The organism is Nocardia jiangxiensis NBRC 101359, assembly GCF_000308615.1.
Taxonomy (GTDB): Bacteria; Actinomycetota; Actinomycetes; order Mycobacteriales; family Mycobacteriaceae; genus Nocardia; species Nocardia jiangxiensis.
In genome coordinates this window covers 57,398-71,698 of sequence record NZ_BAGB01000012.1, presented here as the reverse complement: position 1 = coordinate 71,698, position 14,301 = coordinate 57,398, and the positions used below count along the sequence as shown (strand labels likewise).

17 protein-coding genes are annotated in these 14,301 nt (G+C 67.7%); 4 read left to right on the top strand and 13 right to left on the bottom strand.

The annotated features are described in order from the left end of the window. Positions 1–309 precede the first annotated feature (309 nt). The 4 genes from ON40_RS51635 (at position 310) to ON40_RS03665 (ending at position 4,742) form a co-directional block, all read left to right on the top strand. On the top strand, positions 310–2,412 hold the full coding sequence (locus ON40_RS51635) for a hypothetical protein (RefSeq protein WP_051192643.1): 2,103 nt from the start codon (positions 310–312) through the stop codon (positions 2,410–2,412). A 110-nt stretch (positions 2,413–2,522) separates the two neighbouring features. After that, positions 2,523–3,203: an SGNH/GDSL hydrolase family protein gene (locus ON40_RS03675; RefSeq protein WP_040818447.1), complete on the top strand. Its 681-nt coding sequence runs from the start codon at positions 2,523–2,525 to the stop codon at positions 3,201–3,203. 172 nt (positions 3,204–3,375) lie between these two features. Next, positions 3,376–3,501: a hypothetical protein gene (locus ON40_RS55390; RefSeq protein WP_281032995.1), complete on the top strand. Its 126-nt coding sequence runs from the start codon at positions 3,376–3,378 to the stop codon at positions 3,499–3,501. Next, on the top strand, positions 3,501–4,742 hold the full coding sequence (locus tag ON40_RS03665) for an acyltransferase (RefSeq protein ID WP_157186182.1): 1,242 nt from the start codon (positions 3,501–3,503) through the stop codon (positions 4,740–4,742). Before ON40_RS55390 ends, ON40_RS03665 begins: the two co-directional genes overlap by 1 nt. A gap of 53 nt (positions 4,743–4,795) precedes the next feature. On the opposite strand, the gene ON40_RS03660 is transcribed toward ON40_RS03665, so the two are convergent. The 13 genes from ON40_RS03660 to rpsS form a co-directional block, all read right to left on the bottom strand. Then, the gene (locus tag ON40_RS03660) at positions 4,796–5,899 is read right to left on the bottom strand and encodes a DUF6585 family protein (protein WP_063712931.1); all 1,104 of its coding nucleotides are present in this window, start codon (positions 5,897–5,899) and stop codon (positions 4,796–4,798) included. An 84-nt stretch (positions 5,900–5,983) separates the two neighbouring features. After that, entirely contained in the window at positions 5,984–7,285 is a 1,302-nt protein-coding gene (locus ON40_RS03655; RefSeq protein ID WP_083895400.1) for an MFS transporter, read from the bottom strand. Beyond that, the gene (locus tag ON40_RS55930; RefSeq protein ID WP_373281842.1) at positions 7,203–7,625 is read right to left on the bottom strand and encodes a DUF485 domain-containing protein; all 423 of its coding nucleotides are present in this window, start codon (positions 7,623–7,625) and stop codon (positions 7,203–7,205) included. Before ON40_RS55930 ends, ON40_RS03655 begins: the two co-directional genes overlap by 83 nt. Positions 7,626–7,783: 158 nt before the next feature. Beyond that, positions 7,784–9,427 carry a sodium/solute symporter gene (locus tag ON40_RS03650; protein WP_085997639.1) on the bottom strand — a complete coding sequence of 548 codons (1,644 nt, stop codon included), beginning with the start codon at positions 9,425–9,427 and terminating at the stop codon, positions 7,784–7,786. After that, the gene (locus tag ON40_RS56470; RefSeq protein WP_444543720.1) at positions 9,424–10,551 is read right to left on the bottom strand and encodes a LytR/AlgR family response regulator transcription factor; all 1,128 of its coding nucleotides are present in this window, start codon (positions 10,549–10,551) and stop codon (positions 9,424–9,426) included. Before ON40_RS56470 ends, ON40_RS03650 begins: the two co-directional genes overlap by 4 nt. Further along, the gene (locus ON40_RS55385) at positions 10,548–10,673 is read right to left on the bottom strand and encodes an ATP-binding protein (RefSeq protein ID WP_281032994.1); all 126 of its coding nucleotides are present in this window, start codon (positions 10,671–10,673) and stop codon (positions 10,548–10,550) included. Before ON40_RS55385 ends, ON40_RS56470 begins: the two co-directional genes overlap by 4 nt. A gap of 61 nt (positions 10,674–10,734) precedes the next feature. Beyond that, positions 10,735–11,574, bottom strand: a complete 840-nt coding sequence (locus tag ON40_RS03640; protein ID WP_218008729.1) for a sensor histidine kinase — start codon at positions 11,572–11,574, stop codon at positions 10,735–10,737. A 296-nt stretch (positions 11,575–11,870) separates the two neighbouring features. Then, positions 11,871–12,167, bottom strand: a complete 297-nt coding sequence (gene rpsQ, locus ON40_RS03635; protein ID WP_040818444.1) for a 30S ribosomal protein S17 — start codon at positions 12,165–12,167, stop codon at positions 11,871–11,873. Then, complete coding sequence (gene rpmC, locus ON40_RS03630; RefSeq protein ID WP_040818715.1) at positions 12,164–12,403, bottom strand: 50S ribosomal protein L29; 240 nt, start codon at positions 12,401–12,403, stop codon at positions 12,164–12,166. The genes rpsQ and rpmC overlap by 4 nt, the downstream gene beginning before the upstream one ends. Further along, the gene (gene rplP / locus ON40_RS03625; protein ID WP_040818442.1) at positions 12,400–12,816 is read right to left on the bottom strand and encodes a 50S ribosomal protein L16; all 417 of its coding nucleotides are present in this window, start codon (positions 12,814–12,816) and stop codon (positions 12,400–12,402) included. The genes rpmC and rplP overlap by 4 nt, the downstream gene beginning before the upstream one ends. A gap of 3 nt (positions 12,817–12,819) precedes the next feature. Beyond that, positions 12,820–13,623 carry a 30S ribosomal protein S3 gene (gene rpsC, locus ON40_RS03620; protein WP_040818440.1) on the bottom strand — a complete coding sequence of 268 codons (804 nt, stop codon included), beginning with the start codon at positions 13,621–13,623 and terminating at the stop codon, positions 12,820–12,822. Continuing rightward, positions 13,624–14,022 carry a 50S ribosomal protein L22 gene (rplV, locus tag ON40_RS03615; RefSeq protein WP_040818437.1) on the bottom strand — a complete coding sequence of 133 codons (399 nt, stop codon included), beginning with the start codon at positions 14,020–14,022 and terminating at the stop codon, positions 13,624–13,626. It abuts the gene before it with no gap. Beyond that, the gene (gene rpsS / locus ON40_RS03610) at positions 14,019–14,300 is read right to left on the bottom strand and encodes a 30S ribosomal protein S19 (RefSeq protein WP_025347177.1); all 282 of its coding nucleotides are present in this window, start codon (positions 14,298–14,300) and stop codon (positions 14,019–14,021) included. Before rpsS ends, rplV begins: the two co-directional genes overlap by 4 nt. Position 14,301 lies beyond the last annotated feature (1 nt).

Here is a 14,301-nt window from a genome sequence, read left to right as displayed (position 1 = left end):
CGCGCCCAGCGAATGTACAGAAAATACCGGAATATTCTAGTAGAAAATACATTTCCCCAGGTCGAGACATAAAGAATACCAATCGGTTTGATCTATGTCAGGGCTGGAGACCCGCTCGCGAACCAGGTGCGCGATTCGGCCTCGCCCCGCCGACAGATTTCGACGATCACCAGCCTTCAACCGAACGGATGTTCGGTGGAAACATTGACCTCGGATAGGCCGGGCATTACTCTCACTGCGGTCACACATACGTTCGAGTAATCGGTTCGGCGGCTGCCGGAACCGCATCCGCACCCGGGAAGGCGCGCCATGCTCGACAACCGGTCGACCGGCAATTCCGAACCCTCCGACCCCGCGACCACTGCCCCGCCCCAGGCGGCGGAAGCGGCCACCGCGACGTCACCCTCGCCCGCCGAGGCCGCGATCGCCGCCCTGGCGGATCGGGTCGCCACCGCCCGCGGAAAGCTGCCGCTGCAATCGGATCCGGCGCTGTTCGCCGAACTGTCCGAGGCCGAGATCGCCGCCGAGCGCGAACTCGCGGAATGGATGCGCAAGCAACGACGGCAGCAGCGCCGCCGGGCCGTGAGCGCCGAACTGGCCGCCGAGAAACGCGACCGCAGCGTCGCGCTGTCGGTGCGCCGCGCCGACGACGCCGATGCGCGCTGGCACCGGCGCGCCCTGGCCGCGCGGCGGCGGGTGTCCAATCCCGATGCGCGCCTTGCCCAGTTGTATCGCCGGGCCGAATGGTCCTCGCGGGCGCTGATCGGCGTCGTCGTGCTGGGCATGCTGTGGGCCGGGGTGAACGTGCAGCACAATCTGGTGCCCAGCGGCGATATGACCGACCCGCTGTACTGGCTCAGTTACGGTTTCGAGGCGATGATCTCGATCCCGATCATCACCATCATGGTCGTGGCGACCACCGCCGCCCGCTGGGGTCGCGAAATCGCCCGCGGCAAGGTCGTTTTCCTGGAGGTGGCGCTGCTGGGCGTCACCATCGCCCTCAACGCGGGCCCGCATCTGGTCGCGGGCGAATTGGCCCGCGCCGCCGAATCCGCGGTCGCGCCCGTCATGGTCGGCGTGGTGATCTGGTTGCACTCCTGGGTCTCGGCCCGCTACGCCCAGCTCATCGACGCCATCCCCGTCGAGAACGACACCTCCGCGCCCGACCGGTCGCCGCGCCGACTCACGCACACCACCGTCGAATTCGGCGAACCCCATCCGTTTCCCGAATTCACCCCCGAACCAACCGATTCGGTAGCCCTGCCCATCGGCCACACCGCTCGCCCCGTCGACGGTTTCGACACCTACGGCGCCCGATTCGATCCCGCCGCAGGATTTTTCGCCACGGCCGACCCGAACGGCGTGACCGCTACCTCCGCGACTCCACAGCAACCTCCGGTCCCCCACGGCGACAACAGAACCACCGCGCCCCACCAGCCTGCGCAGGATCAGGCAACGGTCCCCGCCGCCGCACCCCAGCAGGCTCCGGCCACGGCATCCACCGTGCTCCCGCAGACCGATCCGTCCGAATTCCCCACGGATTACGCCACTTCCACGCCGAGGAACAACGGTTCCACCGCAGTCGCCCCCGATCCCGCGCCGACTCCGCTCGCGCACAACGTGATCCCCGATCCGACGACGACCGCTCCAGATGTCGCCGCGGCCGCCCTCGCTGCCTCCGAGCAGATCGCGACCAGCGCACCCACTCGGACCGAGGCCAGCGCTGCCGGCCGCCCCACTGAAGCACCGGCTCCGGACGGCACGATCACCGAGACCACACCCCGGAACGAGACGGCACCCCGCCCCACGGCGATCACGCAAACAGCCGACGCTCCCGAAGCCACCGAAACCCCGCGAAGCGAAACTCGAGCGCCCGCCGACGGCGCACCCACTGCCGCCACGACGGACGAATCGCAGCAGCGGGCCGCGAGCGCACGCCAGACGGAACCGGCCCAGCATCCCGCCCAGCGCGCGGCAGCGATGCCCGAGTCCGCCGAAACCGCCCGCCGGGCCTCGAGCACCGAGCAGCAGGGCACACAGCTCGCACTCGACGAGCAGGCGGTCGCCCAGGCGCCGGTGCGGCGGCCACGGCCGCGCATCGTGCCGGTTCCGGAACCGCAGGAGCGCGTCCAGGAGCACCGCGAGCTCCCCGAGGCGCACGATCCGTGGGACGACGGTGACGAGATCGACCCCGACAGCGACGAGACCGGTGTCTGGGCCGTGGCGCGGGAGATCTCCGCGCGCCGCCTGTCCAAACTTCCGGTGGAACAGCTCGCGGAAGTCCTGACCCTCGCGGACGAATCCTGGACCCCGGCCGCCATCGGCGCGTCGATCGGCCTGCCCGGCTCGCGTATTCTCGGCATCCTCGAGGCCGCGCGCCGCCTCGCCCGCCCGTACGCGGTGAGCAGTTGAGCGGAAATCGGACTAATCCGCACACCGCTGACCTGCAATTATGTCCTGGTGGCGTAGCTCACCGCGCCGCACAGCTTGACCCGCTGTTGCAACCTGACAACACTGGCTGCGTGAAGCGCGTTTCGAGATTCGGCATCTACGCCACTGTTGTCGCGGCGGCGGCCGTAATCGGACTTGGTGCCCAGCACGGCCACGCGGGGGCCACCGGACCCGAGGCAGCGCAGGATCGGCCGACGCTCGCCGTGGTCGGAGCATCGATCAGCGACGGGGTCGGTGCGGGGTCACCGCAGAAGGGCTGGCCGGTACTGCTGGCCCACCAACTCGGCTGGCGTTCGACGGTGAGCGCCGATCCGGGCGCCGGATACGTCGCACCGGGCTACCACAAGCTCGGTCCCATGGAACGCCTCCTGGGCAAGCTCCAGCTCGCCTCCGACCACCCGACCGTGGTCATCGTCCAGGCCGGATACAATGACATCGGCACGTCCCCGGCTCAGCTGACCGCCAATGTGCACAAGGTCATCGGCGAGATCCGCACTCAGGCCCCGGACGCTGCGGTCGGTGTGATCACCGTCTTCCCGAAGGGCGAGGCGACCCCGGCCGCATGGGCCACCGACAAGATCATCGTGGCAGCGGCCAGGGACGCTTATCCGAAGGTTTATGTCTTCGATCCGCTGGGCTCACATTGGGTATTCCCCACAGTGGCGGATCGGCTGCATCCCACCGCGGCCGGTCATCAGTGGATCGCCAACCGGCTCGCCTCGGATTTCCGGCACTACGGTCTGACCCGCTGACATCGGGCGGCGAGCCCGCGCCGCCGACACAGTCGATTCGGAGGAATCGATCAGTCGGTTCACAGGGTCGGTGGGAACGATGGCGATAAGGGCCGACCGAGGGAAGCATATGACGCAGAGCGAAGTGCGCGATTCGCAGAACCGAATACTCCGAACCGATACCGTTGGGCGCGTGCATATTCGAGGCGGCGGTGTCAGCGGCAGTTATCCGGGCGGTCGGGCCGCCGAGCGCTTCGACGGTAGGTATCAGCGGCCCGCACTGTGGCAGCGCTGCCGGGAGCAGGCTGCGGTGGCCTGATGAGTATCGGCATCGCACCCCCCGCCATCGCAGCGCAGTCCGAGACCCCCGCGCCGCGACGCAAACGGCCGCATCTGCATCAGATCGACCTGTTCCGGATCCTCACCTTCGCCTGCGTCATCGGCGCGCACGTGGTCGGCAATTCGATCGACTCGGGCAATACCGCCGCCAACGGCGTCGTCATGCCGCTGCACTTCACCCGGGACGCGTTCTTCGCGCTCACCGGATTCGTGCTGATCTACCAGTACCGCGGTAAGACGCTGGACACCCGGGCGTTCTGGCGAAAGCGTTTTCCGCTGGTCGGCATCCCCTATCTCGCCTGGTCGGTGATCTACTGGGGTTATTCGGTCGGGGCCGGACTACATCCCGGGGAATCGGTCCGCAGCGCGCTGTGGCGGCTGGTGTTCGAGACAGCGACCGGCGGGGCCTGGTATCAGCTGTACTTCCTGCTGGTGACGATGCAGGCGTATCTGCTGTTCCCGCTGATCATGCGGCTGCTGCGCGCCACCGAGGGCAATCACCGCTGGGTGCTCGCGGCGAGCGCGACCCTGCAACTGGGCGTGCTGTGGTTGCTGGTGCATCCCCCGGCCCTCACCGGACGACCGCTCGGCATCTGGAACCACCTGTACGCCACGGCCATCCCGTACCAGTTCTACATCCTGCTCGGCGCGATCGCGGCCTGGCACATCGACGCGGTGACCCGCACGGTGCGCCGACTCGGCCCGGTGTTCGTGGCGGCGGCGATCGTGGGCCTCGCGCTGGCCGAGCTGTACTTCCTGTGGCAGACCCGGCAGATGCCCGCCTGGCAGGCCAACAACGTCTTCATGCCGCACCTGCTGTTCTGCTACGTCCTGATCATCTTCGCCGTGTACACGGTGAGCAGTTGGTGGGCCGCGCACAGACAGCAGCACGATCTGTTCTCCCGGGCCGTGCGCTACGGCTCGGACCGATCGTTCGGCATCTTCCTGTCGCACCCGATCGCACTGCAACTGCTCGCACCGGTCATCCCGGCGCTGCAGACCCATCTGGGACTGCTGTGGGGCACCGTCGTGCTGTACCTGACCGTCGTCGCGATGGCGATCGGCATCACCGAGGTGGCGCGCCGCATTCCGGGCAGCCTGTGGCTGACCGGGCGGCCGATGCTGCACACCGATCCGCGTGCCCTGGCCGGGCGCCTACGTCGAACGCAGACACCCGAATCCGCGTCCGCCGAGGAACTGACCTGTACGCCGACACGCTGAAGACGGTGGCGATATCCCACGGGCGATCACCCCGTGATGCCGAATCTCGGCGGCTAGACCTCGGAACGGACCTCGTCGCTACGCGTTGAACGGACCTCGTCGCTGAGCGTTTCGACGTCTTGCGACTCGTCGTTCAACGACTCGGCGGCACGTGACTCATCGCTGGGCGACTCGGCGTCCGGCGACTCGGCGTCCGGCGACACCTCGACCGACGACTCGGCCTCCGGTGACCCCTCACCCGGAACCTCGGGCGTCGACGGATTCTCGACAACAGCGTGCGCCGGATCCAGCGGCGTATCAACGGTTCCGGACCGCCGCACACCAGCCTCGGCGATCTCCGTCGCGGCGGCCATCCGCAATCGTTCGGCGACCTCGTTGAAGATATAGAAGTTCGGAATGGCTTCGATGGGCGGCAAGGTGACCCAGCGGCTACCGGATTTGAATCGGATCAGACCACCCTGGGCATCGATCGTATCGACCTGCTCCCAGGGGTAGTTCGATCCCGCAAACGCCAATTCGGCCAGATCCACGGCGATTTCACCGAACGGCACCCGCTGCCCGGCATCGATCGCCGCCACCGCGCGCGGGAGTTGTGCTGCGGTCACCGCGGATTGGATCGCCGGACCCCATTCGTGCGCACCGTCGAATTGGCGTTCGTCGAAGGATTCGTGCGATCCGTCCGGTCCGTCGAGCGTCAGCGAGTACTCGGTGGTGGTCGCGGCCGCCGACCCGTGCAACGGGATCACCGACTGCCGCACTTCGGCGGTATCCCAGCGGAATGCGGTGATCTCCTGCCCGGACCGGTACACCGTCAGACCGTGGTCGAACATGTCCATCCGGGCGGTGCGCACCGCACCGGTGAGACTGCCGCGCAACCAGGCCGCCACCAGGGGAATCAGCGCGAGAATCGCGAACACGATCGTGCCGGTCCACCACGAGGCGGTCGCGCAGATCCCCGCGACGATCGCCAGACCACCCGCGATCAGCCCGCAGGCACGCACGAAGGTGTCCTCACTCATCGACGCGGGTAGAAACGTCTGGCGATGCGCGCCCAGCTTCTGATATTCGGCCATCAAATGGACCAGCCGCGTCAGGGGTACCGGCGGTCGTTCGCCGGTACCCCCGGTCCCGTGCTGAACCGTGCTCGGGGTGGTCACATCATCCCTCCATACGCGGATTCTCCCGCGCGAAGCGTATTCCACTCGCCCGAATCTTGCTACCAGTGGGCAGAATGGCTTCGCTTATCTCGCAACCCGCCCGCAACCACCATGGAAATCAGCACCCCCGGCGAATGCCGCGCCGACAGCCAGCATCGGCACCAACAACTCGGTGGAGAAGCTCATCCCGCCGAGTATCGCCACAGCGATCACCATGCCGGACTGACGGCTGGTGTTGAGCAGTCCCGCCGCGGTTCCGGCGACGGGAGCCGGGGCCAGATGCATGGCGGCCGCACTCAGCGAGGATGCCAGAATCCCTGCGGCGTAACCGATCAATGCCGTCGGCGCGATGGCGAGCACGAGATTTCCGCCCAGCGACAGCCCGGCAGAACCGATCGCGCCCACCGCGCCGACCGCCGCGAACACCACGATCATCCGATCCCGCCGGTCCGGGGTGATCACCAGCGCGGTCACGTTGCCCAGACACCAACTGACACAACACACCAGCAGTACATAGCCGGTGTGCACCGCGTCGAGTCCATGCTTCTGCTGCAGATACAGCGCCAGTACCAGCAGTGAACCGTAGGAGGCGAATTGATAGCAGCCGCCGGCCAGCGCGACCAGCAGATACGGCCGGTTGTGCGAAAGCTCCTGCGGCACGGTCGGCTTGTCGGAGACCAGCTCGATCCACAGCAGACCGGCGGCGGCCACCACGGTGATCCCCGCCGCAGCGATCAGCCAACCGATCGGCCAGGTTCCGTGCCGCCCCTCGATCAGCGCGGCGGCCAACGAGGTGAGCAGCACACAGAGCAACAGCTGCGAGACGGGGTTGACCCGTCGCTGATGTGCCTCGGGCGCATCGGAGAACCGCCGCAGCATCCACAGCGCCACGAGACATATCGGCACGTTCACCGCGAACATCCAACGCCAGCCGATGAATCCGGTGACCAGTCCGCTCAGCAGGGGTGAGAAGGCGATGCCGACCCCGCCGACAACACCCCACGCACCGATCATCCGGGCACGCCGGCTCGGGTCCGCGATGCCCTTGCCCAGGATGGCCAGCGTCATCGGCAGCGCGAAACTGGCACTGACGCCCTGCGACACCCGCGCGGCGATCAGCCACTCACCCGACATCGCGGTCGCGCACAGCGCCGAGGCGACCGTGAACACCACCAGCGCCACCCGATACACCTTCGCCGCGCCGAACCGGTCACCGGCCGCGCCGGACACCATCAGGAATACGCACAGCGGAATCGTGTAACCGTCCAGGAACCACTGCCCGGCCCCGGCAGAGGTGTGCAGTTCACGCGTTATGGTCGGCAGCGCCACGTTCACCGCGGAGGCGTCGAACGCGACCAGGAAATTGCCGATACTGACCGCGATCATCCCGGCGATGCCCAATTGCCCGGCGCGCGCGGCGATGTCGTGCGATGTCGCGGTCTTCGACGCGTTCACGTCGGTCATGGCTTCCGTCCCGTGCGGGCCGCCGTCTCGGCGGGCAGTTGCGCCGCGTAGATCGTGTGGTGAATGGGAGTCCGGACCCCGGCGGCGCGGCCGAACCGCACCACCGCGCCAGGACCACATACAGCAGATACCAGGCCAGTCCCAGCCCGGTGATCGGAAAGGCGAAGGTGCGCAATCGATGTCGCAGCCGGATGAACTCCGGGCTGGTGTGCGCGCCGAGTACGTCGGCATTGTCGGCCGGATCTCGATCGATGGTCGTCACTCGAAACTCCCCGACCTGTGCAGGAGTGGTACGAGCAATGCTGGATCCGGGGCAGGGCAACAGGATTCGATCGTCGCCGAGCCGTCGGCCGGTGCGGCGAACGGTCGACGAACGGTCACCCGAAGGCGACGAACGGTCCGGCCGACCTCACCCCTCCCCTAGTCCAGATGCAGACGCAGCATCGCGGTCCTGGACCACTCGGGCGCCCGGCCGCGCAGCGAAACCCCGATCATCGTCGCGAATGCGAGCGGAACCGACAGTGGCGCAGGCTGTGTCGCGAGCACACCGAACCAGCCCGGGAGCGGCGGACCGAACGCGGTCAGCGTGATCGCGCCCGAGGAGATGAGCAGGCCGACCAGAACTCCGGCGATCGCTCCGGCCGCGGTGAGCCGCGACCACCAGATCCCCAGGATCAGCAGCGGCGAAAACGTCGACGCCGCAACGGTGAACGCCCAGGTCACCAGGATTCCGGCATCGAGTTTGCCGAACGGCAGGGACAGCAGCAGTACGACGAATGCCGACAGCAGGACCGTCACGCGAAGCCGGCCGAGGCTTCCGGTGATGAGGTCGTGCGAGATCGCACCGGACACGGCCAACAGCAGCCCCAGCGAACTGGTCAGGATCGCGGCGAACGCGCCCGCGGTGAGCATCCCGGTCAACACGACACCCTGCCAGCCGAGATGTACCTGGCTCGGCAGCGCGACGACGACCGTATCGGTGTCGCCGGACAGATACAGCTGCGGTACCAGCGCGCCGCCGAGCACCCCGTAGATGCCGGGGAACAGGTAGAACATCCCGACCAGGGGGACGGTGAGCGCGGCGGCCCGTCGCGCGGCCGTGCCGTCGGGGCTGGTGTGGAACCGCATGATCACGTGCGGCAGCCCCATGGTGCCCAGCGCCGTGGCCAGCAGCACCGACAGGGTGCTCAGCAGGGGGTGGCCGTAGTTCCCGATATCGAACAGCGGCCGCTGCCAGCCCGCCGCGCCGGGCGCGCTGAGCCCGTCGACCCGCGGCGCCTCGGCTCCGGCCGGGAAGACCACGCGCTGCCCGGCATGGAACCGGTGCGGGCCGGGCTCCAGCAGCAGGCCCGGCGCGTGAATCGGCTCGCTGATCTCGACGATCACGTTCTGCCGGAAGACGACCGTGGTCGCGTGCCCGAAGTGGTGGAACGCGACCGGATGCATCGCCTCGCTGCGCGCCACGGACCCCACGCCGACCAGCAACCAGATCGCGGGCACCGCGAACAGTACGACTTTCGCCACGAACTGGAACGCCTGCACATAGGTCGCCGCGCGCATACCGCCGAGCACGAGCGTCAGGCTCACCGCGACTGCGGCCAGCACCACACCGACCCGGTACGGCGTCCCGCTGACCATGCTCAGCACCAGGCCGGAGGTGTGGAACTGCGGCACCAGATACAGCAGGCTGATCACCAGCACCGCGGCCGCGGCCAGCCGCCGCAGCGGCCGCGAGGCCAGCCGCGCCTCCACGAAATCCGGAACGGTCAGCGCGCCCGAACGCCGGATCGGCGCGGCCACCAGCGCCAGCATCATGATGTACCCGGCCGCGAATCCGACCAGGTACCACAGCGCGCCGACGCCGTACTTCACCACCAGCCCGGCCGCGCCGAGAAACGATGCGGCCGAGAGGTATTCACCCGACAGGGCGGCCGAATTCAGCAGTGGCGTCGCATGCCGCGACGCGACCAGGAAGTCCGAGGTCGTGCGCATCGCCGCGACGCCGCGCAGGCCGATGAACAGGGTCACCGCCATCACCAGCCCGACAGCGAGCAGGCCGATCACCCGCTGTCCTCGCGCGGCGATTCGATCGCCTCGGCCCGGCGCAGATGCCACACACACCCACCACCACCAGCAGCGGGTAGGGCAGCACCGCCAGGGCCAGCCAGGACAGCGGGATGTCGACCAGCCGCAACCGATCCAGCCGGGGCCACAGATCCAGTACGACCGGCAACCCGACCAGGATCGCCGTCAGCACGAGGACGGTGACGATCGCGCGGCGACGCTGGGATCGATAGTTGCGCAACGCCTTCGAGGTATCGATGTCCTCCGGAAATCGCACCTGCCGACGACTGTGGCGGCGTGGGCGAGCATGGGCGCGCCTGGTCTGCGGGCTCATCACGGTCACCCTGCGGGCGGCGCTCAACGCGGTCCCGTTTCGCTCGAGCGCGCCACGTCCAGCAGCCGCTCCCGCAGTTCGCGCGCCATCCGGCGGCTGACCGGGACGTCGCCGAGCGCGGTATGCGCGAACAGCCCACTCGAATCGGTGCGCAGTTCCCGGATCGCGCCGAGAGCGACCAGATATCCGCGATGGGTTCGCAGGCTGGCTCCCAATACTCTTCGAGCCGGGAAATCGGCATCCGATACAGATGCACCCCGCCCACGGTGTGCAGTTTGACGTAATCGCCCTGCGCCTCGACGAAATGCACCTCACTGCGCCGCACATAGACGGTGCGACCACCGCTGTCCACCGGGAGAGCGGCCAGCACATCGGCGATCGCGGCGCTGCGCGGCGCATCCGGTTCCTCGGGCAGGAATTTGAGCACCCGCGCCAGAGTGGCGGAAAGACGTTCCGCGCGAACGGGTTTGAGCAGATAGTCGGCGGCGCCGATGCCGAACGCGGCGACCGCGTGCCGGTCGTGCGCGGTGACGAAGACGATCGCGGGCGGGTCGCCGAGTTTGGCCAGGAGGTTGGCCAGTTCCAGACCGTCGAGTCCGGGCATGGAGATGTCCAGCAGCACCGCGTCGTACCGCTCGTTCTGGATCAACTTGAGCGCCGTCAGCGGATCACCTGCGGCCGTGACGTTTTCGATCATCGGTGACTCGCGCAGCAAACGGCACAGATCGTCGAGCGCGGAGGGCAGGTCGTCGACCGCGAGCACGCGCAGACGCCGCGAGGTCGTCCTCATGAGGCCACCACACCCGGCTGCGACAGCGGAGCTCGCACCAGAACCCGGGTTCCGGCGTCCCGCTCGGTTTCCACGACCAGGCCGTACCACGCCCCGTAGCTGGTGCGCAGCCGGCGATCCACATTGGACAGCCCGACCGACCCGGTGGATCTGCCGGCCAGGATGGCGGCCGCATGTGCCGGGTCACATGCCGACGCCGTCGTCCTCGACGGTGATCAGGCAGTCCCCGCCGCGCGCCTCACCGTGCACGTGGATCGCGCCACCCTGCTCACGAGCCTCGATCCCGTGCCGAATCGCGTTCTCCACCAACGGTTGCAGCACCAGATACGGCAACGGAACCGCGAGCACGTCGGGGGTCACCCGGATCTGGACGCGCAGCCGATCGCCGATCACGGCGCGCTGCAGCACGAGATACGTTTCGATGGCCTGGAATTCGTCGGCGACCGTGGTGTACTCGCCGTGCCGTGCCAGGCTGTAGCGCGCGTAGTCGGCGAAATCGAGGATCAGCTCGCGCGATCGTTCCGGATCCGAACGCATCAGCGAGGCGATGACCGTCAGCGCGTTGTAGACGAAATGCGGTGAGATCTCCGCCCGCAGCGCCCGCAGTTCGGACCGGGCGGCCCGCTCGGCGCTCTCCTGCAACCTGCCGTGCTCGAGCAGGTACTCGACCAGCAGGACAACCTCTTTCAGCGCCTTGCCCGGAATCGGACCGTCCACCAGCAGCACACCCGCGACCGCACCGTCGAGGGTCAGCGGCGCGGCGGTGAGAGGTCCTTCGGTCGCGTTCCGTTCGGTGCGCAGCGCCCGGTGCAGCACCACGGCGGCGTCACCGGAGTCTCCGGACCAGGTGAGATTCGCGTTCGGATCGGACAACCCGACCGATCGCACCCCCAGTATCCGCCGCAGCCGCTGCGCGGCGGCCGCAGCGCCGGGGCCGGACAGGCCCTCGGCCAGATCGGTGGCGAGGCGACGCACATGCCCCAGCGTCGCGATCGGATCCGCGCGTTCACTTCGCGGCCGCATCCACATCTGCACTGTGACAGACCCCCTCATCGTCTGCAGTTGTTCGAGGGCTCCACACCACCGCACCCTCGGTTCATCCAGCCGGAAGCGTCCCGGTCATCACCTGTTGCGATCACCGAGGTCACTCCCAAACAGGAAGCGGCCCCGGTCTTTTGGAATCCACTGTAACGCCATCCGGCCAACGCCGCGGAGCACCGGATACCGCACTGCCGGACACGGTGCGGGAAAGACGAAGGCCCGCTTCCCGGGACGGGAAGCGGGCCTTCGTATTCGGACTTCGAGCCGAGAAGCGAGCCTTACTTGGCCCGCTCCAGGACCTCGACCAGACGCCAGCGCTTGGTGGCCGACAGCGGACGGGTCTCCATCAGCTGAACGCGGTCGCCGACACCGGCGGTCTCGTTCTCGTCGTGCGCCTTCACCTTGGAGGTGGTGCGAATGATCTTGCCGTAGAGCGGGTGCCGGTTACGGTCTTCCAGCTCGACGACGATCGTCTTGTTCATCTTGTCCGAGACGACGTAGCCGACGCGAACCTTGCGGCTGCCACGCTCCGTCTCCTTGGCCGGCGTCTTGGCCGGACCCTTGGTGTCGCTCATGCGGCGTCTCCCTCAGTCTTGGGACCGGTGGCCAGACCGAGCTCACGCTCGCGCATGACCGTATAGATGCGCGCGATCTCGTGGCGGACCACACGCAGCCGACGGTTGTTCGTCATCTGACCCGTCGCCATCTGGAAGCGCAGGTTGAACAGCTCTTCCTTCGCCTCACGCAGTGCGGCGACGAGCTCGTCCTGATCCTTGTCCCGCAGCTCTGCGGCCGGTGTTCCGCTCATCAGAACTGCTCCTCCCTCGTCACGATCCTGCACTTCATCGGGAGCTTGTGCATCGCGCGGCGCAGGGCCTCACGAGCGGTCTCCTCGTTCGGGTAACTCATCTCGAACATCACCCGGCCGGGCTTGACGTTCGCGATCCACCACTCGGGCGAACCCTTACCGGAACCCATGCGGGTCTCGGCGGGCTTCTTGGTGAGCGGGCGATCCGGGTAGATGTTGATCCAGATCTTGCCGCCACGCTTGATGTGGCGGGTCATCGCGATACGCGCCGACTCGATCTGCCGGTTGGTGACGTAGGCGGGCTCCAGAGCCTGGATGCCGTACTCGCCGAACGTCACCGCGGTTCCGCCCTTGGCCATGCCGGAGCGGCCAGGGTGGTGCTGCTTGCGGTGCTTGACCTTGCGAGGCATCAGCATGGGTCAGCCCTCCTGAGGTGTCTGCGCCGGAGTCTCCGCCACAGCGGTGGCGGCACGCCCGGCCTCGGTGCTGGTCGCGGTGGTACCGGACGAACCGGACCGCCGCGGACGGTTCGGCCGCTCCCGACGCTCGCGACGCTCACCCGACGGAGCAGCGCTGGCCGTGACCTCACGCTTGCCGCCGACGATGTCGCCCTTGTAGATCCAGACCTTCACGCCGATGCGGCCGAAGGTGGTCCGAGCCTCGTACAGGCCGTAGTCGACGTCCGCACGCAGCGTGTGCAGCGGAACGCGACCCTCGCGGTAGAACTCCGAGCGCGACATTTCCGCGCCGCCGAGGCGGCCCGAGCACTGCACGCGGATGCCCTTGACGTTCGGCGAACGCATGGCCGACTGGATGGCCTTGCGCATCGCGCGACGGAACGCCACACGGTTCGACAGCTGCTCGGCAACACCCTGAGCAACCAGCTGGGCATCGGACTCGGGGTTCTTGACCTCGAGGATGTTCAGCTGAACCTGCTTCTTGGTGAGCTTCTCCAGCTCGGCGCGGATGCGGTCGGCCTCGGCTCCACGACGGCCGATCACGATGCCCGGACGCGCGGTGTGGATGTCCACCCGGACGCGATCACGAGTGCGCTCGATCTCGACCTTCGAGATGCCGGCCCGCTCCATGCCCGTGGCGAGCAGCTTGCGGATCGCGACGTCTTCCTTCACGTAGTCCGCGTACTGCTTGTCCGCGTACCAACGCGACTTCCAGTCGGTGGTGATACCGAGGCGGAAGCCATGGGGGTTGATCTTCTGTCCCATTTACTTAGCCCCTCCCTTCCGGCGGCTGCGAGCCGGGGCGGCGCTGGCGACGCTCTCGACCTCGATGGTGATGTGGCTGGTGCGCTTACGGATCCGGAACGCGCGGCCCTGGGCCCGCGGCTGGAAGCGCTTCATGGTCGCGCCCTCGTCGACGAACGCGGTCGAGATGACCAGCGTCGCCGGGTTCAGGCCCAGGTTGTTCTCGGCGTTGGCCGCGGCCGAGGCCACGACCTTGGCGACCGGCTCGCTCGCGGCCTGCGGCGCGAACTTCAGGATGTTCAGCGCGTCCTCGACCCGCTGGCCACGGACCATGTCCACGACCCGGCGCGCCTTCATCGGCGTCACGCGGACGTGCTTGGCGGTCGCGCGTGCGGTCGGGTTCTGAGTTTCAGTGCTCATCGCCGCTTGCTCTTCCGATCTTCCTTGACGTGGCTCCGGAACGTGCGGGTCGGTGCGAACTCACCGAGCTTGTGCCCGACCATGTTCTCCGACACGAACACCGGCACGTGCTTGCGGCCGTCGTGGACCGAGAACGTGTGGCCGATGAAATCGGGGATGATGGTCGAACGCCGCGACCAGGTCTTGATGACCTGTTTGGTGTTCTTCTCGTTCTGGACGTCCACCTTCTTGAGGAGGTGTTCGTCGACGAACGGGCCCTTCTTCAGGCTGCGTGGCATG